We start from the raw sequence: 22,160 nt of genomic DNA, 5'->3' as shown, positions 1-22,160 counted from the left end.
CGATGCTTATGACGCCCGCAGGAGCGGCGGCTGCTTCCAGCGGCCGTCCAGTGCCTCGGGCTTGGGCCAATAGAGGCGCAGCGTCGTCCAGAACGGCCCGGCGGGAACGGGCAGCCAGTTCGCCTCGCGATCCGGCCCGGGGGATTCGTGCTGGAGATAGAGCGTCACCTGCCCGTCCGGATCCCGCTTCAGCGACGGCAGCATCGGCGCGTTGATGAGGTAACGGTTAAGCGGATTCGCGGAGAGCAGGCTCTGCGGCAATTCGTAGACGGTGAGCGACCAGAAGGCGTTGACCGGGAACGAACTCTTCGGATCGAACCGCAGCGTATAGCGCCCGTCCTTGCCGTTCAGCGGGGTGCCGGCGGAATCGCTGTAGTAGAAGGGATAGAGCGCCTCTTCCTTGGAATTGCCGTAGATTCCCAGCGCCGCCGAGGCCATGCGGATCATGTAGTCGTTCTTCAGGAAGCTCCGCGTTCCGAAGCCTTCCGCCGCGGTGCGCTTGCCGGTGTCGAGCTCGCCGGCCTTGAAGGCGGCGAAGGCCTTCCAGGCGTCGGCCATGCCGTCCTCAAGCGCCTTGCGCCGCTCGGGCGCGAGCCCGGCGATATCCAGCGCCCGGCCCGGCCCGACGCCGATACGGGCGAAGCGCCGGCGCAAGGCCCGCTCGGAAGCATGTGTCGGGCAGAATTGCAGGATGAAGTTCAGGACCTGGAAGAATTCGGCCGAGTTCCGCTGCTGCTCGGGCGAGAGCGGCCGGGGAAAGTCGATGGCGGGCGCGGCCGCCGGCGCCGGCTTGCCGAGAAACCGCGAGAGCGGCTGCACCTTGTAATCCGCCTGGATCGCCTTGACCTTCTCGATGTCGGATGGCTCGAAGAGCTGGGTACGGTAGAGCACGAAGGCGAAATCGGTCTCGCAGCGGATCACACTCTTCACGCCCGGTGGCTTGCGACCCTTCCAGCGCGGACCGGCGAGCAGGAAGTTGCCGGCCTCGTTGCCGGTGGCGCGGCTGCCGACATAGGCGAAGTTGAAGGTGTACTGGTCGATGAACTGCAGCGAGTAATAGCGCCCGGCCTCCACGGCCGGGACAGAGATCACCAGCGGCTCGCGGCGCAGGTCGGCGCCAATATAGGAATAGGGCGTGTCCGAGTTCGGCGTCTGGATGGCCTTGTCTTCCGGCGTGTAGACGCGCGCCGTGTTGGCGATCACGTTCCAGGGTGCCTTGAATTCGGGGCCGCCACGATCCGCGAAGTACGAATATTGGATGCGATAATTGTCGACGAGCGGGAAGCCCCAGATCGTCGCCTCCTTTGCGATCGCTCGTAGCGTGTCGGCTTCTGCCGCCCGGGCGGCAGAAGGGCTCGCGGCGAGGCCCAGGGAGGCTCCCGCACCAATGCTCGCGAGCGCCGCGAGAAGGGCCCGCCTGTCGATGTGGAAGGGGCTCGCCATGATGATTTTCTCCCGGCCGTAGGCCCGAACAGCTCAGAAGGGATTGACGTAGTTGAGGATCGCGATCTGCCGCAGAACGAGCCACGCAGAGATGTCGAACATGGACATGGGCGTCTCCGGGCGCCGTCAGAACCGATAGGTCGCGGCCAGGATCGGGCCGTGCATGGTCGTGTCGTAGAGGAATGGGCCGTTGCGGTAGTCGACGTGCAGGGCCCGGTAGCCGGCGTGGAGCGTCCAGCTCTCGCTCCAGTGGTAGTTCGCGGTCCCGAGCGCCTGCCAAGTCAGCCGCGAGCCCGCGTCGAAGCCCCCGACATCTCCGATCAGGGTCACGCTCCAGGGTCCGCCGACCCGAGCGATCAGCCGGGCGGCCACCACGGGATCGAGCCAGCTCTCCGCTTCGGAATGCTCGATGGCGAGGTTCAACGCGCCCCGACCGATCTTCAGGCGGTTGTCGAGATTCCAGAAGCGCAGCCCCGCGCCCAGATCGACGTCGAAGGTGACGTCGCTATGGAGCCGATACAGAATGGAGGCCTGCAGGGTGAGCGTGCGCGAGCGTAGGTTCACGCTGGAAAAGTACGGCCCCGGCAGTGTCGCGCCGGACGTCACCTGGGTGAACATGGCGTCGGCGATGAACCCCCAGTTGCCGAGGCGCATCTCGGCGGCGCCCATCAGCCCGCCGTTGAAGTCCTCCAGGATGTCGCCGAAGCTGAGGCCGACATCGGCTGCGGGCAGCGGCGGCAACGTCGAGGCGCGCCCACGCAGCGCCGAGGCCCAGCCATAGCCGGTGAAGGAGAAGCTCGGCCCGATGGATTGAACCAGAGAAGGCGGAGCGCTCGCGGCAGGCGGCAGATCCGCCGCGTGTACCGGCAGACCGGCAAACAGGCCGACAGCGAACAATACATTCCGGCACGCTGTCACTGCGGGGCGCATCGTCACCCTACCTTCTCGAAACTCCAGACCTTCTCGATACTTCAGGGCACCGCACCGGGTTTTGGATGCCGTCTTATCTCGCGCCATGCGTCGAACGCCGTTCGCGGCTGGCCTAAGAACTGGGCGGCCGCGACGTCGTCGCTGTTGATATAACGGGTGCCAACATCGTAATTGTCCGAAATCGGACAAAGCCGGGGCTTTTTCATTGGGTCAGGTCAGCAAAGCTCGCGCCGAGCAGATCATGGGTGAGCAGGGCTGGCTGCCGTCGCTGCCCGAAGCGTTCCGGAGCGAAGTGCTGCGGCGCTCGGTCTTGCTGCACTTCGCTGCGGGCGAGCCGGTGTTCCATCTCGACGATCCCCCAGGCGGCATCTACGGGCTTGTGTCGGGCACCGTCAGCGTCAGCCTGGCCCCGGCGGGCGCGACGCCCCGCCTGATCCTCCTGGGAGTTCCAGGCCACTGGACCGGCGAAGGCTGCTTTCTCACGCGCAAGCCACGGAAGGCCGAGCTCAGGGCCGTCGTCGAAACGACGATGCTGCACCTTCCCCTCGACGCGATGGATCAGATGGCAGCGCGCGATCCGGCAGTGACGCACCATGTCGCGCTCATGCTGATGATGACTGTCGAGTTCCTGTTCCGCGTGATCCACGATCTGCAAAAGCCCGAGGCCGACCGGAGGATCGCCTCGGTGCTTCAGCGCACGACGTGGATCGGAGAGGTTCCGATCCCGCTGACCCAGAGCGAGGTCGGCGTCATGGCGAACGCCTCGCGCAAGCAGGTCAACGCCGCCATCAGGCGCTTCTCCGAGGCCGGGTGGCTGACCAACACCTACCGCTCCATCACCATCACCGACCCGGGAGCGCTCCGCCGCTTCGCCGAGGGAGACGGGACCGACTGATCGCGCGCCCCGTCGTCCGACGACGGCAGCGGGCCGCCGCGCTTGCCTTGGACATGCAATCTCGAGGACGTCATGCCACCGACCCGACACAGCCTGGCGCAGGTCGCATTGTTCCTCGCCGTCATGGCCAATGCGGCCGGCCAGTCCTTCCTGTTCGTGGTGCTGCCTCCGCTCGGGCGCCGTCTCGGCTTCACGGACATCCAGGCGGGAACGATCCTCTCCGCCTCCGCCCTCCTGCTGATGATCGCGGCGCCGGCCTGGGGATATCTGACCGAGCGCATCGGGCGCCGCCCCGTGCTGGTGATTGCGCTCACGGGTGCGATGCTCGCCCCCCTGGCGTTCGGCTTCATCGTCGGGCGCCGGCTGGACGGCGCCATGAGCGGCGCGCTGGCGCTCGGCCTCTTCCTCGCGGCGCGATCGGCGCAGACATTGCTGTCCGCGGGCCTCCTCCCCGCATCCCAAGCCTATGTCGCGGACATCACGGCGCCGGAGGCCCGCGCCGGCGGCATGGGAATCCTCGGCGCGGCCTACGGGCTCGGCGCGATCATCGGTTCGGCCCTGGCATGGCGCATCGGGGGCAGCGACGCGGTGCTGGCCTTCCTGCTCGTTTCGGGGCTCGCCGGGCTGGCGCTCGCCAGCGTGGCCCTGTTCGCCCCCGAGCCGCGGCGGCACCATGCGGTGGCCGCCTCTCCGGGCGCCGACCTGAATCTATCCCGCATCTGGCCGTTTTTCGCGATCACGCTCGTCTCCATATCGGCCTACAGCATCGTGCAGCAGGTCGTGGCGCTCCGCCTGCAGGACGCGTTCGGCTTCGCTTCGGACGACTCCATCGCCAAGGCGGGACTTGCGCTGATGGCGACGGCCCTGGCGATGATCGTGGTGCAGGGCGGAGTGTTGCGGGTGCTTGCCTTGAGGCCGGAGACGCTGCTTGGCGCGGGCGCGCTGCTGGCGGCGATCGCCCTGCTTCTCGCCGCCCTGGCGCAGGCCTATGCGGAACTGTTCGGTGCGCTCGTCCTGCTCGGCGTCGCGCTGGGGCTGATGCTGCCCGGCAATCTGGCCGCGCTCAGCCTGCGGACCGGACCGGGCGCTCAAGGGAAGGCCGCCGGCTTCAACGTGGTCGGCCAGGGACTGGGCCTGGCGATCGGTCCGCTCACCGGGGCGGCTCTGCATCAGCTCTCGCCGCAAATGCCGTTTCTTGCCGCGACGGTCCTCCTGGCGATCGCCTTCGCCCTGGCGGTCGGCGCCTCGCGCCGGCGCAGATTCTCGGCCATCGACGAAGCTGCCCGCTCAGGCGAGGCATGATCTCGGCTCGCCTGATCGTCGCAAGGGGGGAAACACGTCGTTCTTTGGGCTTTGCTCTCTGGGCTTTGACTGCGGGGCGCGAAATCCCTCCCGGCGGTTCGTCTCAAGTGCCGGCTTGCCCGACATCACAAGGCTTCCCCGCGAGGCGAGGGTGGCGAGGCTCCACATACGGATCGATTTCGACGCGTATCGAGCTCCCCGCCATCCCGACTCTGATCAGCCTGCGGCGCTCGGCACCGGCGTGCGGAGCAGTTGCTGCTCCCACAGATAGGCGATGCCGCTGCCGCCCCCGTGCTGCACGAGCACCTCGGTCAGCTTGACGGCGGTGTCGAGCCGGGCCCAGTCGCGCTGCCATTCGCCGGCCACAGCCATCCAGGTCATCACGTTCGCGCCGGCGGCGATCATGCGCTTTATGGCGACCTCGTGGGATTCGACCGAAATGCCGCCGGAGGCATCGGTGACCACCGTTACATCCCAGCCCTCGCCGAGAGCCTGGATCACCGGCATGGCGACGCACACCTCGGTCCACAGGCCGGCGATGATCAACTGCTTGCGTCCGGTCGCCTTGACCACATCCACCACCTTCGGGTCCTGCCAGGTGTTGATGAGCGTCCGGTCGATCACCTCCTGGCCCGGAAACACCTCGGTGATCTGGGGGAACAGCAGCCCGCCCCGCTCGGCGATCACGGAGGTCAGGATGGTGGGGACACCGAAGGCCCTGGCGGTCTTCGCAAGGGCCGCCGTATTGTTGATCACCATCTGCGGCTCGTGGCTGTTCAGGTTGGCGAGCTGGTAGGGCTGGTGATCGATCAGAACGAGGACCGAGTCTTCGGGACGAAGAAGCGAAGCAAGGCCGTTACGAAAAGTCATTGCTGCGTCCTTTGCTGCCGTTTGGAGCGGCGCTGGTTTTGCGGAAGACATGCGCCAGCGGGCGACGCTTGCCGGGCGCAATTTGCCGTTCCGTTAGGTGATGAGATAGTGCCATAGACCGGCACGCTGTGTCGCAAAACGGGGAACGCCAACTTGGACATCGAGGATCTGCAGACTTTCGTCGCCGTGGCCGATGCCGGGGGTGTATCGGCCGCCGCGCGCCGGCTCGGCGTCTCCAAGTCGATCGTCAGTCGGCGGCTTCTCCGGATCGAAGCGGAGCTAGGCGTCCAGCTTCTTGCGCGAACGACCCGCGGCGCCGCGCTCACGGAAGCGGGTATCACGTTCAGGGATCATGCGGCCCGGGCCAGCGCCGAGATCGACACCGCGAGGGAAGCGATCCTCCCCACCGGTGAGCTGCGCGGCCGCCTGAGGATTGCCATGCCGCTTTCTTTCGGCCCGACCCACTTTGCCCCGGTGGTTGCGCAAATGGCGCAACACCACCCGCTGCTCCATATCCACACCTCCTACGGCGATCGCTTCGTCGATCTGATCGCGGAGGGTTTCGATTGCGCGATCCGGGTCGGCTACCTTCAGGACTCCAACCTGATCGCGAAGCGCATCGGGCCGATCTATGGAAAGCTTGTCGCAAGCCCTGACTACATCAGAGCGCATGGTTCACCCGAGACGGTAGAGCAGCTCGCCAGCCACCAGGCGCTCATGCAAGGAACGGAAGCCTGGCAGTTCATGGATGGCGACAAGGTCATCACGGTTCAGCCGCAGGGCAGGTTCAAGGCCGACAACGCGACGGCGCTCGCCGCCGCCGCGGCGGCAGGACTGGGCATTGCCTGGCTCCCCGACTGCATCACGCACGAATATGTGGCCTCCGGCGCGCTCGTTCCGGTGATGACGCGCTATCCCCCACCTTCGGCAGGCGCGTATGTCGTCCGGCCGCCGGGTCAGCATCCCACGCGGAAAGTGAGGGTGCTCACGGAGATGCTGATCGAGTACTTCGCACGAAATCCGGACGTTTGGGGCCTCGACCGGTAAGAGCGCGAGCGGGGCGAGGCCTTATTGAGGAATTGCGCTCGACGGTCGCGCCATGACGCGTCACCCTTCCCGCGCTCCCAACAGGAAACGTCAAGCGGTCAGTGCGGGTTCTGCCAGCGGGCGAGCATCTCACGCGCTGGCAGAGCCCTACTCGGCAGCCATTGCTGTGCGCAGCTCCGGCTGCTCAGCCGAGATCTCTGGAGCCTCGTCTGCGATCGGCTTGATCCGGAACCATGCGGCATAGAGCGCGGGCAGGAAGAGCAGGATCAGCACCGTGCCGACCGCCGTGCCGCCGATCAGCGTATAGGCCATCGACCCCCAGAAGACGGAGTGCGTCAGGGGGATGAAGGCGAGCACGGCGGCAAGGGCGGTGAGGATCACGGGGCGCGTGCGTTGCACCGTGGCCTCGATGACGGCGTGATAGTCGTCGAGGCCGGCCACGCGGTTCTCCTTGATCTGTTCGGTCAGGATCAGCGTGTTGCGCATCAGGATGCCGGCGAGGCCTATCAGGCCAAGGATGGCGTTGAATCCGAAGGGCTGGTTGAAGGCGATCAATGTCGGGACCACCCCGACAACGCCGAGCGGAGCCGTCAGCATCACCATCGCCATCATCGAAAAGGACCGCACCTGGAGCATGATGACGACGAGCGTCACGGCGATCATCAGCGGAAAGACCTTGCCCAGGGCGGCATTGGCCTTGCCGGCCTCTTCGATCGATCCGCCGAACCGGATGCTGTAGCCGGCCGGAAGCGAGGCGATCAGCGGCTGGAGTGCGGTCATGATCTGCTTTGAGACCTCCGGAGGCTGGGTCGTCTCGTTGATGTCCGAGCGGATCGTGATGACGGGGGTCCGGTCGCGGCGTTTGAGGATCGGTTCCTCCATGCGGATTTCGGAATGCCCGATCTGGTCGAGCGGGATCTGACGCCCGTCGCGGCTCATCAGCGAGAAATCCGCGAGCCGCGTCGGATCGAGTCTCTCGGACCCGGCGCTACGCGCCACGATCGGGACATTCCGGATATCCTCGCGCACCTGCGTGACAGGGATGCCGGTGAGGAGGAATTGAAGCTGCTGGCCGACCTCCGCCGGCGACAGGCCGAGCAGATTCAGCCGATCCTGATCCGGCACGAAGCGCAGCACGGGTGTGCGGTTGCCCCAGTCGCGATTGGCCTGCCGCACGTCGGGCACGCCGCGCATGATGGCGAGAGCTTTTTCCGAGATGCCGTAGAGCTGCGCGGGATCGGGTCCCGTGACCCGGAACTCGACCGGGAACGGCGTATAGGGACCGAAGACGAGCTGGGTGACGCGGACATAGGCCTCGGGAGCCAGCCCCTGCGCCAGTGCGTCGCGCAGGCGATGCTTCAACGCCTCGCGCGCCTCGGCGTCGGGGGTCAGCACGACGATCTTGGCGAAGGCGGGATCGGGCAGCTCCGGCGCCATCGCGAAGAAGAAGCGCGGCGCGCCCTGGCCGACATAGCTCGTGACGATCCTGGCCTCGGGCTGGCTGTCCAGCCAATGTTCTAGCTTTTCGACCGTGGCGGTCGTGGTCTCAATGCTGGTGCCTTCCGGCAGGCGGACCTCCACCAGCACTTCCGGCCGGTCGGATGTCGGGAAGAACTGCTGCTTCACCGCGCCCATGCCGACAACGGACAGTGCGAAGGCGATGCCGACGACGGCGCAGGTCAGGAATTTGTGGCGCACGGCAAAGGTGATGAGGCTGCGCAGGCGGCGATAGGTCGGCGTATCGTAAATCGCGTGCGACCCGCCCGGGATCGGCTTGATCTCCGGCAGCATCCTGACGCCCAGATAGGGCGTGAAGATCACCGCGACGATCCAGGATACGATGAGCGCGAAGCCGACGACCCAGAAGATGTTGCCGGCATATTCGCCGGCGGTCGAGCGGGCGAAGCCGACGGGCAGGAAGCCGGCGATCGTTACCAGCGTACCCGACAGCATCGGTGCCGCAGTATGGCTCCACGCATAGGCCGCCGCCCTGATGCGGTCCATGCCCTCTTCCATCTTCACCACCATCACCTCGATGGCGATGATGGCGTCGTCGACGAGCAGGCCGAGCGCCAGGATGAGGGCGCCGAGCGTGATGCGGTCGAAGAACCGGCCGGTCTCGAGCATGATGAGGAACACGACGGCAAGGGTCAGCGGGACGGCGGCCGCCACGACGATACCGACGCGCCACCCGAGGCTGACGAGGCTCACCAGCAGCACGACGCCGAGCGCCATCGCAAACTTCATCATGAATTCGTCGACCGCCGAGGCGATGTTCACGGCCTGATCGGTCACCTTGTCGAGCGTCATCCCGAGCGGCAGCGTCTGTGCGATAGCCGCGGTCCTGTCCTCCAGCGCCTTGCCCAGCGCGAGACCATCCCCGCCCTCCTGCATGACCGCCGCGAGCATGATGGTGGGCTCGCCCTGACGTCGGATGAGGTAGGTGGGAGGATCTTCATAGCCGCGGCGAACCTCGGCGATGTCAGAAAGCTTCAGCGTCCGCCCCGCAGCGACGATCGGGGTGTCGGCGATCGTCTGAATGCTATCGAACGCACCGTCGACCCGGATGAAGACCCGCGGCCCCCGCGTATCGATCGAGCCCGCCGGCGTGACGGTGTTCTGCCGCTGCAAGGCGGCGACGATGTCCAGCGCCGACACGCCTAGGGTTGCCAGCTTGGCGTGGGAGAACTCGACGAAAATCTGTTCGGGACGTTCACCGAGAATGTTGATCTTCTTGACGCCGGGCACGTGCAGGAGGTCCTGGCGGATCACCTCGGCCTGCCGGGTCAGCTCGCGCATCGGCATGCCCTTGGCCTTCAGCGCATAAAGGGCGAAGCTCACATCCGAATATTCGTCGTTGACGAAGGGGCCGTAGACGCCGGACGGCAGGTTGCGGGCTTCGTCCGCGAGCTTCTTGCGGGCCTGATAGAACTCCTCCTGCACGACCGATGGCGGCGTACTGTCCTTCAGTGTGACCGTCATATAGGCGTAGCCCGGCCGCGTGGTCGTCTCGACCCGGTCGTACCAGGTCAGCTCCTGAATCCGCTTCTCCAGCGGCTCGGCGACCAGGTCCTGCATCTCGCGCGCCGTCGCGCCCGGCCACGCCGTGGTGACCGTCAGGGTCTTGATGGTGAAGTTCGGGTCCTCCGCCCGCCCGAGCATGACGAAGGCGTAGGCGCCGGCGGCCACCAGCAGCAGGATGAAGAACAGAGTGACCGCCCGTTCGCGGACGGCGATCGCGGAAAGATTGAGGCTCATCAGTTGCCCCCGCTTTGAGAAGCGGTGCGGACGTGAGCGCCTTCCTGCAGAAGATGAGCGCCGAGCGAAATGACCGGATCCCCTGAGTTCAGCCCGGAGATCACGGCTGTTTCGGTGGTCACGCGCACCAACCTGACGGGCCGGAACGTTACCGTCGAGGTGGCGCGGTCCAAAACCCAAACGCCGGTCTTCTCGCCGTCATCAAGCACGGCTCCGAGCGGCACCTGGACTTGCGGCTGGCTCGCCTGGCTCGCAAGCCGAATGGTTACCGTCGCGCCCAGCGGTGCTGATGCGGCCTCGCCGTCGAGCACGTAGCGCGCCTCGTAGGTGCGGGTCTGGGGATCGGCGGAATCCGACAACTGCCGCAGATGTGCCGCATAGCGGCGGCCATCACCTCCATACATGCTGGCCTCGGCTGTCGAGCCGATCGCCGGCCGGATCGTCTCGGGCAATGCAACCACCGCTTCGCGAGGCCCCGCCTGGGCGAGCCGGACCACCGGCTGGCCGGCGGAGACCACCTGGCCCGGTTCGCCGAGCGTTTCGACGACCGTACCATCTGCGTCCGCCACCAGAACCGAATAGGTCGTCTCGTTCTCCGCGACCCGCGCGTCGGCTTCGGCCGCTGCGAGTTGCGCCGCGGCCGTATCCAGCGCGGCTTTCGCCAGTTCGTAGCGCTGTCGGGAAGACCAGCCATCGCTCACCAGCTTGGCGTATCGTCGCTCATCCGCTTCCGACTGAACGAAAGCTGCACGAGCCGCGGCGGCCGCGTTGCGCTTGGCCGTGAGTGCAAGGCGAAGGTCGGCTTCGTCGATCCGCATCAGCGGTTGGCCGGCCTTGACCTGCTCACCAACGTTCACGAGCCGCTCTATGATTTTCCCGGGAACGCGAAAGCCGGGATTGCTCTGCACCCGCGCCCCGATGATGCCCGTGAAGCCGCGTTCGGTCCCGCTCACCCGCGCAGCCGTGGTCAGCCTGACAATCGGCGCCTCCTGCCGCGGATCGCTCACGGCGGATGCTTCCTGCGTGCGAAGCGAAAGCGCGGCGAAGGCAGCCGCCCCCACCCCCGCAACGAGCACGCCTCCCAGTACAATGGCAGGCTTCCTTTTCATGGCCGTGGCACTCGCTGTATTAGATTGCGAGTGAACTCTATATTGGATATAGATGTCGAACGCAATCTAATTATGGAGGCCGATGATGAGGGTCAGTCGTGTGCAGGCCGAGGAGAACCGGCAGACGGTGATCAATGTGGCAAGCCGCCTGTTTCGGGAACGCGGCTTCGATGGAATCGGCCTGAAGGGCCTGATGGAGAGCGCCGGGCTGACGCAGGGCGCGTTCTACAAGCAGTTCCACTCCAAGGACGATCTGGCGGCGCAGGCTTCCAGGCGGGCGTTGGAGAGCGCTTTCCGCCGATGGTCGGACGCGGCCGCGGCCAATCCCCAGGACCCGCTCGGCGAGGTGATCGCGTTCTATCTCAGCGCGGAGCACTGCGCGGAGAGGATGGATGGCTGCCCGGTCGTCGCCCTTGGCTCGGATGCCGCCAGACAGGGTGCCGACGTGAAGGCGTCATTCGAAGCCGGAATCCAAGAATACCTCGCGCTGCTCGGTCGATGGATGGTCGACGCCGACGGCGAGGAGCCGGGCAGCAAAGCCATGGCTGCTCTCTCGACGATGGTCGGAGCGGTGCTCCTGGCGCGCGCCGTCAATGATACGCACTTGTCGAAGCGGTTCCTGCAAGCGGCCGCTAGGAGCGTGCTGGCAGCGTCATCTGCTGGCGATGCACGGCCAGGACAGTGCTAAGACCTTGTCTTCGGCCGAGGCGCGCAGCGCAACCGTTGCCTCCTTGGAGTGAAACGTGATGTCAGCGCCAGCTCGCGCCGACGGCGAGGCGCTCGGACGGGCGCTGGCTCTGACCATGATTGCCGGGGTGGCCGTGCCGCCGGATCAGTCTTTGAGACAAATTTCGGCTTCACCTCGCTGGCCGCACCCCGAGCCGCCTCGTCGAGCGTGTCGAGATATTCCCGGACCGAGCGACGGGTCTTGGCGAGACCCTCCCAGTCCACTTGTTCCGAGGCCGCGGCGGACCGCTGCTTGTTGGCGTGATCGGGCTGGCATCGACGGCGAAGCCTTCGCCACCCACCAGGTCCTGCTCGACGCGGCGTCGGACTGTCGTCTCGAACAACTCGCGCAACAGGTCACTGTCGCGGAAGCGCCATGACAGTTCTTCGAGAATGTGGAATGGTCAGGCACGCGGCCTTCCAGCCTCAGCCGGAACCTCCTCGCACAGCCGCCGCTCGGAGCGGATCCCAAAGCAATAGCCAACGAGCAGCATCCGGATCATCAGCTCCGGGTTAATCGATGGCCGGCCGGTCTCGCTGTAGAAGGGCCTGAGGTACGCGCGGATGTTGGTCAGGTCGACGAACCTATCAACGGCCCGCACAAGGTGGCGGCCGGGATGTACCGCTCGAGGCCGAACTCGTAGAACAGCGCCTCCTGCGCTCCCGTCCGCTCGCCCATCATCAGCCTGTCCTCCATCCCAAGGACGACTGAATCAGGGCTTCACACACCCAGCAACACCGACTTTTTCAACATGGGGTAATAGGCGGCAGCTCTTCTGCGGAGACCGATACGCTCGGCTCCGTCATTGGAAGAGGAGACCCACCATGGAGTATTTTGCGGGCCTGGATGTCTCGATGGAAGCGACGCACATCTGCGTTGTCGACCGGGACGGGGCTATTGTTCACGAAGCAAAGGCCACATCTGCGCCGGACGCCATCGAGGCAGAACTGGCGAGGGCTCCAGCGTGTCGGCGGGTCGTCTTCGAGACCGGTCGGATGGCGCCAATGCTCTACCATGGCCTGGTCGCCTTCGGCCTGCCGGTGGTCTGTATCGAGAGCCGGCAGGCCTATCAGGCGCTCAAGTCGCTGGCGACCCACAAGACCGACCGCAACGATGCGCGCGGCCTGGCGCATCTCGCCCGAACCGGCTTCTTCAAGCCAACGCACGTGAAGTCGCTCCCGGCACACGCCATTCGCTCGCTGATCATCGCCCGCAAGAAACTGGTCGGGCAGCGTGTGATGATGGAGAACCAGATCCGCGGGCTCGCCGTGGTGTTCGGTGTCCGTTTGCCGCGAGCGCTCAACCCTGCCTTCATCGAGCAGGCGCTGCGAGCAAGCGAAGGGATCGATGGCCTGTCCGCCGCTATGCGAGGCCTCATCGCGGCGCGCGGCGCCGTGCTCTCCGCCATCACGGCCATCGATGCCGACATGAAGAAGCTGGCCAGGTCATCTGAAGCCTGCCGCCAATTGATGACGATCCCGGGCGTCGGCCATATCACGGCGCTCGCCTTCACGGCTGCCGTCGACGACCCCGAACGCTTCCGGCGCTCCCGAGACATCGGCGCCTATCTGGGCCTGGTGCCGCGTCGCTATCAATCCGGCGAGGTCGACTACACCGGCAGCATCTCCAAATGCGGCGACCGGCGCGTGCGCACGCTCCTCTACGAGGCTGCGAACGTCATGCTCACGCGCTACCGAGGATCTCTGAAGCTGAAGGAATGGGCTTTGGGCATCGCCAAGCGATCCAGCATGCGGAAGGCGCGGGTCGCGCTTGCCCGGCGGCTCGCCATCATCATGCACGCCATGCTCCGGCACGGCACGGAGTTCAAGCCGGCGTAGCCGATCTCGGCGCCGGATCACACAGGAGGCCGTAACAGCTCCCGAGCGGGAGCGACGCCCGAGGGAGGGAATGGATGACGGCGCCGATTCTGTCGCATGCTGCCGATCTGTCGGCCGACTGCGGTTTCAACCAAGCTGCTCCACGCCCAGCCAACCCCATCAAGTGCCCATGAGCACGTAGAGAACGCAGGCACCCGAAAGCGTCGATATCGCTCTCAAACTGAGCTGCTACCCTTGACCTATTAGAGAACACTATCGGCGCCATGCCGGACATTCAGACACCCACTTAACAAGGTCTGCCTCTGGCGCTCTCTGCCCTAAACCGACGGGGCCGAATAGCGCGGATTGCGAACGAATTCAGAGCAGATCGAACTCTGATATCGGCCAACGCGGTGTTTCATCCGGGCGCTCCGCGGCCCAAATTCTGGGAGCTCCTCGGCGGCAATCATCCCAACTTGTTCCGGCTCGTCTTTCCAGAATGCCCACAGATCAAATCTCTGGCTTTGCGTCCTCAGCTATGGCGATCAAACTGCGGACCATCGGTCGGCGTGCCGACGCAGTTTCTGGCATGAATCAGAATCTCTCCTCCCCTGACTTTGGCTGATGCGTCGAGAGCCGACGCTTCGGCCGTCAAGAACGTGTTCGCGCCCATGACTACCGTCTACGCACACTCGCTTCTGGGCCAGCCGCCCGAGAACTGGGAGACGCTCCCCGCCCACAGCGCCGCCGTCGGTACCCTCGCCGCGGAGTTCGCGCAACCGCTCGGTTGGGCGGAAGTCTTGCGCCTCGCCGGGCTGCTGCACGACATCGGCAAGGTGTCGCCGGAGTTCCAGGCGTATATCGCCGGACGGCGTCTCTCTGGCGGCGACCATTCCTCCGCCGGGGCGCGCATCGCGCTCGACCGCTATGGCAAGGGCCCCGGGAGGGCGCTCGGCATGGTCCTCGCCGCCATCATCGCCGCCCATCATGCGGGCCTCGCCGATGGCAGTGATCTGAACCGTCGCATGGACGCGGCTCATCGGCTGGTCCCGGCAGACTGGCAACACCATGCCGAGCCTTTGCCGGAGGCGCCAGAGCTGAGGCCGCGCGCGCCGCCGCCGACGGGAGGGCCGAGAGGCTTCGCCCTGAGCTTCCTCTTTCGAATGCTGTTCTCCTGCCTCGTCGATGCCGATTTCATCGCTACGGAGCGCTTCTACGCGGGGGCGACCGGCGAGACGATCGAGCGGGGCAATCACACCGGTCTCGTCGCGCTGCGTGACCGGCTCGCCGCCTTCATGGCGGGCAAGCGCGCCACCGCCAAGCCGACGCCACTCAACGCGCTGCGCGCCGGCATTCTCGACCACGCCATGGCCAAGGCTGCGCTGGAGCCGGGCCTGTTCAGCCTCACCGTGCCGACCGGCGGCGGCAAGACGCTCGCCTCGCTTTCCTTCGCGCTGGAGCACGCGGTCCGCCACGGTCTGCGCCGTATCATCTATGTCATTCCCTACACCTCGATCATCGAGCAGACGGCCGACGTTTTCCGGCAGGCGCTTGGCGGGAGCGACGACATTCTCGAACATCACGCCAGCTTCGACTGGGAGAAGGCACGCAAGGAACGGCTGGCCGACGACGAGGCCCCCAGCGCTGTCGCCAAGCTCCAACGGGCAGCGGAGAACTGGGACGTGCCGATCGTCGTCACAACGGCGGTGCAGTTCTTCGAGAGCCTGTTCGCCAATCGCACCTCGCGTTGCCGCAAGCTGCACAACATCGCCGGCAGCGTGGTGGTGCTGGACGAGGTGCAGACCCTGCCGTTGCCGTTGCTGCTGCCGAGCCTGGCGGTCATCGATCAGCTGGCCCGCAACTACCGCACCAGCGTGGTGCTGTGCACGGCGACTCAGCCGGCGCTGCGCCAGGTCGACGGCGCCCTGCTCGACAAGGCCCGCACGCCCATCGGGCTCGACCTGCCTCCGGAACGCGAACTGGCGCCCGATCCGGCCGGCCTCTACGCAGCGTTGAAGCGTGTGGCGGTGGAGCGGTTAGAGACCCCGATCGCCGCCGACGTCATCGCCGCGCGCTTCGCCAATCGGGCGCAGATGCTGTGCATCGTCAACACGCGGGGGCACGCGCGGGCGCTGTTCGACGCCATCCGCACGCTGCCGGGCGCCGTGCATCTTTCCACGCTGATGTGCGCCCGCCATCGACGGCTGGTGCTGGACGAACTGCGGGCAAAGCTGAAGGCCGGCGAGCCTGTGCGGCTCGTGGCGACCTCGCTGATCGAGGCGGGCGTCGACATCAGCTTTCCCGAAGTGTGGCGTGCCGCAACTGGAATCGATGCCATCGCGCAGGCCGCTGGCCGCTGCAACCGCGAGGGCGAGTTGCGCGATGCCGAGGACCCGACCCGGCTCGGGCGCGTGGTGGTGTTCGAACCGGTGGAGGGGTATCTGCAGCATGACATAAAGCTGCGCTGGCAGGCGGCGCAGCCGGTGCTCGACAAACACGCCGACCCGCTCGGCCTCGACGCGGTGAAGGACTATTTCGCCGAGCTGTACTGGCAGAAGGGCGACGCGGCTGAGGCGTTCGATGCGGCGAAGGTGGGGGCCTATCCCGGCATCCTTCCCGCCCTCGGCGAGGCGGCCCGAAGCCTGGACTTTCCCTTCCGTTCCATCGCCGAGGCGTTCTGCATGATCGACGAGGACGTGATGGAGCCGGTGGTGGTGCCGTGGAAGGCTGATCCGCAGGACGACGATGCAAAGAACCTGCTGGCGCGTATTGCGGCGGCGGAACTGCCGCGCGCCGCCGACCTGCGGCGCCTGCAGCAATATGTTGTGCCGATCCCGAAAAAGGCACGGGACGAGTGGCTGCTGCGTGGCGTGCTGACACCCGTGCACCCAGCGCTCGACAAGGCGATTCTGGCCTTCGCCGATCTGGCCCTCTACCTGCCAGAGACCGGCGTCGACCTAGCCGACATCACGTACCGGAATGTGGCACTGAACGTCATCTAAATACGAATGTCGAGCAGCACTTTTTTGACCGAGATGGCTTCAGCGCTTGGTTCAGCCTCTGCAATCGTCGGTGGAAAAGTTAGCCGTCTCTCCCAACGGCAATTGCCCCCTTCGGGCATCTGGTTTGAGGTGCTTTGATACAGCTGATTCTGCGTTGTAGCCGAGGTGGTAGATGTCCTACGGTGTCAGGCTGCATGTCTGGGGTGAGCGGGCGTGCTTTACACGCCCGGAGATGAAGGTCGAGCGCGTCTCCTATGACGTGATGACCCCTTCGGCGGCGCGCGGCATTCTTGAGGCCATCCACTGGAAGCCGGCAATCCGGTGGGTCATTGACCGCATTCATGTTCTGAAACCCATCCGGTTTCAGTCCTTCCGGCGCAACGAGGTCGGCGCCAAGGCCAGCGCGGCGTCGGCCGGCACGGCGATGCGCGCCGGCAGCACGGCGGGTCTCGGCTTCGTGGTCGATGACAATCGCCAGCAGCGCGCGACGATGTTCCTGAACGACGTCGCCTATGTCATCGAGGCGCATTTCGAGCTGACTGCAAAGGCGGGCCCGGAGGACAGCGAGGCCAAGCATCTCAGCATGTTCAATCGTCGGGCAGCGGCCGGGCAGTGCTTTCACCGCCCCTGCCTCGGCACCCGCGAATGCGTGGCCGATTTCGAACTGATCGCCGCCGGGGCCCCGCTGCCGGAAAGCCGGTTGCCCGACGACCAGCGCGATCGCGATCTCGGCTGGATGCTTCACGATATCGACTTCGCCGACGGCAACACCTCGCGCTTCTTCCAGGCGCGGCTGACGAATGGTGTGCTGGACGTCAATGCCTGCCTCGCCGTGGGGACCGTGGCATGACGGTTCTTCAGGCCCTCGACCGTTACTACGAGCGGATGGCCGCGCGGGGGAAAGCGGAGCCGCCGGGTTTTTCGCGGGAAAAGATCAGCTTCGCCATCGAGATTGCCTCCGATGGCACGCCCGTGGCGGTCATCGATCTTCGGGCACAAAGCGGAAAGAAGCTGGTGCCGCAATTGCTCTCGGTCCCGGCAGCGGTGAAGCGCACGGCCGGTATCCTGCCCAACCTGTTCTGGGACAAGAGCGCCTATGTGCTCGGCCGCACGGCGGACGAAGGCAAGCGCACGGCGCTGGAACACGAAGCCTTCAAGACCATGCATCTCGATCTGCTCGCCGCCGCCGATGATCCCGGCCTCGTCGCGCTGTATCGCTTCCTGGAGAGCTGGACGCCGGAACGCTTTGACGCGCCGCCCTTCCATCCCGACCTGCTCGACGCCAACATCATCTTCCGCCTCCAGGGCGAGATGCGCTTCATCCACGAGCGCGAAGCGGCGCGGGCCCTGCTTGCGGCAGGGGCAAATGGCCCAGGCGCGCGCGTGGCCTGCCTCGTCACCGGCAACATGGCCGTCGCGCAACGGCTGCACCCTACCATCAAGGGGGTGAATGGTGCGCAGACCTCCGGTGCGGCGCTGGTATCTTTCAACCTCGACGCCTTCACCTCCTACGGCAAGGAACAGGGCGACAATGCTCCGACCTCCGAGGAGGCCGCTTTCCGCTACGGCGCGGCGCTGAATGGCATGTTGGAGCGCGCCAGCCGCAACCGCCTCGCACGCGGCATCGGTGACGCCACGGTTGTGTTCTGGGCCGATACGTCCGTCGTGGCCGACGAGGCGGCGGCGCAGGCGGCGGAGGACTGGTTCGCTACGGCAGCCGAGCCGCCGGACGATCCCGACCAAGCGCGCAAGGTCCGCGAGCAGCTCGAGCTCATCATGCAGGGGCGTGGCGTCGAAACGCTCGATGCTCGGCTGCATCCCAGGACCCGCTTCCACGTCCTCGGCCTCGCGCCCAACGCCGCCCGACTGTCGGTTCGCTACTGGCTGACCGATGATTTCGGTGTCTTCGTGCAGCGGCTGGCCGAACATTACCGCGACCTAGCCATCGAGCCGAAGCCGTGGGGCGAGCGGCCGCCCTCCATCTCGTGGCTGCTGCTCAAAACGACGGCGATGCTGGAGAAATACGAGAACATCCCGCCGCTGCTGGCGGGCGAGGTGGCGCGAGCGGTGCTTGAAGGTACACGCTATCCGCGCTCGCTTCTGGCTGCGGCGATGATGCGGCTGCGCGCGGGCGACGATCCCGCGACGGGCTGGCACGCTGCCGTGATCCGCGCGGTGCTCGTCCGCGACTTCCGCCTGAACAGACCCGAACCGCACGCGCCTACAAGCCATGAATGCGCCAAGGAGGAACTGCCCGTGAGTCTCCACAGGGAGAATGCCGATCCTGCCTATCAGCTCGGCCGCCTCTTCGCCGCCTATGAGACGGCACAGCGCATGGCGCTCGGCAGGGTCAACGCCACCATTCGCGACCGCTATTTCGGCGCCGCCTCGGCGACGCCCGCCAGTGTGTTCCCGCTGCTCATGCGCGGTGCGCAGAACCACCTCGGCAAGCTCAGGAAGAGCGGCAAGGGCGTCTGGCTGGAGCGCGAGATCGAGGAGATCACCAACCGGCTCGACGACCACCTGCCGCGCTCGCTGCCGCTCGAAAAGCAGGGGCGCTTCGTGCTCGGCTACTACCACCAGCGCAAGGGACAGTTCGCCAACCGCGAAGCCGAGGAAGAGCTTGCCGGCATCGACCTCGCCAGCACCGACGTGGAGGACAACGCCCATGACGACTGAGACCAGCGGCCTCACGCGCCGGCACGAATTCGTGCTTTATTTCGACGTCGTGAACGGCAACCCGAACGGCGACCCCGACGCCGGCAACATGCCGCGCCTCGATCCGGAGACCAATCAGGGGCTAGTCTCCGACGTCGCGCTGAAGCGCAAGATCCGCAATTACGTGGCATTGGCCCGGCCCGACCTACCCGGCCACGAGATCTACATGCGCGATGGCGCCACTCTCAACAACGAGCACAAGCGCGCCTGGGCGGCGGTACTGCCGGATGTCACCAAGGCAGACGAGCTCAAGAAAGGACCGAAGGAAGAGGCCAAGTCCCGCGAACTCACCGCCTGGATGTGCGCCAATTTCTGGGACATCCGCAGCTTCGGCGCCGTCATGACCACCGGCGTCAATGCAGGGCAGGTGCGCGGGCCGGTGCAGATCAACTTCGCCCGTTCCGTCGAGCCGATCCTGCCGCTGGAAATTTCCATCACCCGCCTCGCCGCGACCACGGAAGCTGATGCCGACGCCAAGGGCGGGCGCACCATGGGCCGCAAGCATATCGTGCCCTATGGCCTCTACCGTGCCCATGGCTATGTCTCCGCCTCGCTCGCCTCGCACCCGACCAAAGGCACCGGCTTCTCCGAGGCCGATCTCGACCTTCTGTTCGAGGCGCTCGCCAACATGTTCGAGCATGATCGCTCCGCCGCGCGCGGCGAGATGGCGACGCGTAAGCTGGTCATCTTCCGCCACGCCTCGGCGCTGGGAAATGCGAAGGCCAACGAGCTGTTCGACCGCGTGAAGACTTGGCGGGTGTTCCGGGACGAGAAAAACAAGCCCGGCGACGAGAAGCTCGACAACGCCCCGCCGGCCCGCAGCTTCGAGGATTACGCTATCACTATCGACCGCGATAGCCTGCCCGACAGCATCGAGATCATCGAAAGGTAGAAGGCAGCCTATGAGCGCCTCCCCCATCGATCGTGAGACGGAGGAGGCGCTGATCCCGCTCTCGGCGCTGCAGCACTATCTGTTCTGCCCACGCCAATGCGCGCTGATCCATGTCGAGCAGCTCTGGGCAGAAGATGTCGCCACTGCGGAAGGCCGGCTGCTGCACGAGAAGGCGGATTCCGGCCGACCCGATACCCGACAGGGCGTGCGCACGGCGCGCGGCTTGGCGTTACGCTCGGTGACGCTCGGCGTCACTGGCAAGGCCGATGTGGTGGAATTTCGTGGCGCGCCCGGCGTGCCGTTCCCGGTCGAATACAAGCGCGGCAAGCCCAAGGCTCACCGCGCCGACGAGGTGCAGCTCTGCGCGCAGGCCATATGCCTCGAGGAAGCGTTCGGCGTGCCGGTTCCCGAGGGCGCCCTGTTCTATGGCGAAACCCGTCGCCGTCTGAACGTGCTTTTTGACGACACGCTACGGAGTCTGACGGCACACACAGCTTTGGCAGCGCGCGCCATGATTGCGGCGCAGACGACGCCACCGCCGGTCCATATGCCGGCCTGTCGGCGCTGCTCGCTCGAAGCCTTCTGTCAGCCGGCACGGCTGGAAAAGCCCCCGTCGGTGGCACGCTGGCTCGTCGCGCAGATCGGATCGTGAGGCGGCGATGCGGCGCATGCTCAACACCATATATGTCACTAGCGAAGACGCCTGGCTGCGCAAGGACGGGGCCAATCTGGTCGTCGAGGTCGACGGGACGGAGCGGGGCCGCGCGCCGCTGCACATGCTGGAGGGCGTGGTCAGTTTCGGGCGGCCGGGCGCCTCCCCGGCGCTGCTGGCCGCCTGCGCGGAAGCCGGCATCACCGTATCGCATCTCGACCCCAACGGACGCTTCCTCGCCCGCGTCGAAGGGCCCCATACCGGCAACGTACTGCTCCGCCGTGCGCAGTTCCGCGCCGCGGATGATACCGCGCGAGGCGTGCCCGTCGTGCGCGGCATCGTTGCCGCAAAGGCCGCGAACCAGCGCACCGTCATCCGCCGGGCGCTGCGCGACCATGGCGCGACCCTGCCCGCTGGGAGGCGAGAGGCGCTGGAGGCCGCCGAGCGGCGCCTGACTGATGTGGCGCACCGTACCCTCGGCGCGCCGAGCGTCGAGCTGCTGCGCGGGTTGGAGGGCGAGGCGGCGCAGGTCTATTTCGGCGCCTTCAATCATCTGCTGCGATCCGGCGATCCCGCCTTCGTCTTCGGCGGACGTTCGCGGCGCCCGCCACTCGACCGGATGAACGCGCTGCTATCGTTCTTCTACGCACTGCTCGGTCATGACTGCCGGTCGGCCCTCGAGACACATGGCCTCGACCCGCAGGTCGGCTTCCTCCATGCCGACCGGCCCGGCCGCACCAGCCTCGCATTGGATCTGATGGAGGAACTGCGTCCCGTCCTCGCGGACCGGCTCGCGCTCAGTCTGATCAATCGCCGGCAACTCGCGCCGGACGATTTCACGGTCGAGGAGACGGGCGGCGTACGGCTGACCGACGCCGCGCGCAAGCAGGTTCTTGTCGCCTGGCAGGAGCGCAAGCGCGATGAACTCATCCACCCCTTCCTCGGCGAGACGCTGCCGCTCGGCCTTGTGGCACATACGCAAGCGCAGCTTCTGGCCCGCCATCTGCGTGGCGATATCGACGGCTATCCCGGCTTCGTCTGGAAATGATGCATGTTGATGCTGGTCGCCTATGATGTGCAGACCGAGACGGCGGCTGGTCGCCGCCGGCTCCGCCGCGTCGCGCGGGCCTGCCTCGACTATGGCCAGCGTGTGCAGAACTCGGTGTTCGAATGCGAGGTCGACCCATCGCAATGGGTGGCGCTGCGGGCCCGGCTCATCGCCGAGATCGACGAGGCGACCGACAGCCTGCGCTTCTATCGGCTCGGCGCGGACGGTAAACGCCGGGTCGAGCATGTAGGCGCGAAACCAAACCTCGATCTCGACGGGCCGCTGCTGTTCTGAGCCCCTGCGCGAACCACTAGCGCACACGCCCGCGCAGGGCGGTTCGCGCAGGCTGCAAACCGTTGCGGCCGCTCAAACTCCTCCGGCCAAACGGCTCATCCGCCACCGCCTTTTCCCCCAAGGCGTCGAGGATCGCGCAAGAGGCGGCTTTCTCCC

General features: G+C 66.2%; 17 protein-coding genes and 1 pseudogene. 12 read left to right on the top strand and 6 right to left on the bottom strand.

The features are described from left to right. Positions 1-6: 6 nt before the first annotated feature. Positions 7-1,443 carry a DUF1254 domain-containing protein gene (locus U742_RS0121400; RefSeq protein ID WP_029356815.1) on the bottom strand — a complete coding sequence of 479 codons (1,437 nt, stop codon included), beginning with the start codon at positions 1,441-1,443 and terminating at the stop codon, positions 7-9. A gap of 126 nt (positions 1,444-1,569) precedes the next feature. Further along, positions 1,570-2,379 (bottom strand): hypothetical protein, encoded by an 810-nt coding sequence (locus U742_RS0121395; RefSeq protein WP_197028312.1) that lies wholly within the window; start codon positions 2,377-2,379, stop codon positions 1,570-1,572. A 235-nt stretch (positions 2,380-2,614) separates the two neighbouring features. Here U742_RS0121395 and U742_RS0121390 point away from each other — a divergent pair, with 235 nt between their 5' ends. Further along, the gene (locus tag U742_RS0121390) at positions 2,615-3,268 is read left to right on the top strand and encodes a Crp/Fnr family transcriptional regulator (RefSeq protein ID WP_051661407.1); all 654 of its coding nucleotides are present in this window, start codon (positions 2,615-2,617) and stop codon (positions 3,266-3,268) included. Positions 3,269-3,376: 108 nt separating this feature from the next. Continuing rightward, positions 3,377-4,570 (top strand): MFS transporter, encoded by a 1,194-nt coding sequence (locus U742_RS0121385; RefSeq protein WP_197028311.1) that lies wholly within the window; start codon positions 3,377-3,379, stop codon positions 4,568-4,570. Positions 4,571-4,786: 216 nt separating this feature from the next. Here the strand turns inward: U742_RS0121385 and U742_RS0121380 are convergent, their stop codons facing one another. After that, positions 4,787-5,440: a hydrolase gene (locus tag U742_RS0121380; RefSeq protein ID WP_029356806.1), complete on the bottom strand. Its 654-nt coding sequence runs from the start codon at positions 5,438-5,440 to the stop codon at positions 4,787-4,789. Positions 5,441-5,593: 153 nt separating this feature from the next. Here U742_RS0121380 and U742_RS0121375 point away from each other — a divergent pair, with 153 nt between their 5' ends. Beyond that, positions 5,594-6,487, top strand: coding sequence for a LysR family transcriptional regulator (locus U742_RS0121375; protein ID WP_029356804.1), 894 nt, complete (start codon positions 5,594-5,596; stop codon positions 6,485-6,487). Between the two features lie 147 nt (positions 6,488-6,634). Here U742_RS0121375 and U742_RS0121370 read toward each other — a convergent pair whose 3' ends face one another. Next, complete coding sequence (locus tag U742_RS0121370) at positions 6,635-9,745, bottom strand: efflux RND transporter permease subunit (protein WP_029356802.1); 3,111 nt, start codon at positions 9,743-9,745, stop codon at positions 6,635-6,637. After that, the gene (locus U742_RS0121365; RefSeq protein WP_029356800.1) at positions 9,745-10,854 is read right to left on the bottom strand and encodes an efflux RND transporter periplasmic adaptor subunit; all 1,110 of its coding nucleotides are present in this window, start codon (positions 10,852-10,854) and stop codon (positions 9,745-9,747) included. The genes U742_RS0121370 and U742_RS0121365 overlap by 1 nt, the downstream gene beginning before the upstream one ends. 85 nt (positions 10,855-10,939) lie before the next feature. Here U742_RS0121365 and U742_RS0121360 point away from each other — a divergent pair, with 85 nt between their 5' ends. Then, on the top strand, positions 10,940-11,542 hold the full coding sequence (locus U742_RS0121360; protein WP_029356798.1) for a TetR/AcrR family transcriptional regulator: 603 nt from the start codon (positions 10,940-10,942) through the stop codon (positions 11,540-11,542). A 131-nt stretch (positions 11,543-11,673) separates the two neighbouring features. Here the strand turns inward: U742_RS0121360 and U742_RS22315 are convergent. Continuing rightward, positions 11,674-12,262, bottom strand: a pseudogene (locus U742_RS22315) (transposase); the annotation flags it as partial. A gap of 143 nt (positions 12,263-12,405) precedes the next feature. On the opposite strand from U742_RS22315, the gene U742_RS0121350 reads away from it, so the two are divergent. From U742_RS0121350 to cas2, 8 genes are all read left to right on the top strand, one after another. Then, complete coding sequence (locus U742_RS0121350) at positions 12,406-13,419, top strand: IS110 family RNA-guided transposase (RefSeq protein ID WP_029356796.1); 1,014 nt, start codon at positions 12,406-12,408, stop codon at positions 13,417-13,419. Positions 13,420-14,057: 638 nt separating this feature from the next. Then, entirely contained in the window at positions 14,058-16,400 is a 2,343-nt protein-coding gene (locus U742_RS0121345) for a CRISPR-associated endonuclease Cas3'' (protein ID WP_156034303.1), read from the top strand. A gap of 172 nt (positions 16,401-16,572) precedes the next feature. Further along, the gene (cas5c, locus tag U742_RS0121340) at positions 16,573-17,250 is read left to right on the top strand and encodes a type I-C CRISPR-associated protein Cas5c (RefSeq protein WP_029356792.1); all 678 of its coding nucleotides are present in this window, start codon (positions 16,573-16,575) and stop codon (positions 17,248-17,250) included. Next, positions 17,247-19,079: a type I-C CRISPR-associated protein Cas8c/Csd1 gene (gene cas8c / locus U742_RS0121335; protein WP_029356790.1), complete on the top strand. Its 1,833-nt coding sequence runs from the start codon at positions 17,247-17,249 to the stop codon at positions 19,077-19,079. The genes cas5c and cas8c overlap by 4 nt, the downstream gene beginning before the upstream one ends. Beyond that, positions 19,069-20,010, top strand: coding sequence for a type I-C CRISPR-associated protein Cas7/Csd2 (cas7c, locus tag U742_RS0121330; protein WP_029356787.1), 942 nt, complete (start codon positions 19,069-19,071; stop codon positions 20,008-20,010). Before cas8c ends, cas7c begins: the two co-directional genes overlap by 11 nt. 10 nt (positions 20,011-20,020) lie before the next feature. Further along, complete coding sequence (gene cas4, locus U742_RS0121325; RefSeq protein WP_029356784.1) at positions 20,021-20,662, top strand: CRISPR-associated protein Cas4; 642 nt, start codon at positions 20,021-20,023, stop codon at positions 20,660-20,662. A gap of 16 nt (positions 20,663-20,678) precedes the next feature. After that, entirely contained in the window at positions 20,679-21,710 is a 1,032-nt protein-coding gene (gene cas1c, locus U742_RS0121320; RefSeq protein ID WP_348981025.1) for a type I-C CRISPR-associated endonuclease Cas1c, read from the top strand. Between the two features lie 3 nt (positions 21,711-21,713). Then, on the top strand, positions 21,714-22,004 hold the full coding sequence (cas2, locus tag U742_RS0121315) for a CRISPR-associated endonuclease Cas2 (RefSeq protein ID WP_029356780.1): 291 nt from the start codon (positions 21,714-21,716) through the stop codon (positions 22,002-22,004). The last annotated feature ends 156 nt before the right edge of the window (positions 22,005-22,160 follow it).

Origin of the sequence: Allobosea sp. 117 (assembly GCF_000702305.1) — a bacterium.
Taxonomy (GTDB): domain Bacteria; phylum Pseudomonadota; class Alphaproteobacteria; order Rhizobiales; family Xanthobacteraceae; genus Ancylobacter.
This window is presented reverse-complemented; position numbering and strand designations above follow the sequence as displayed.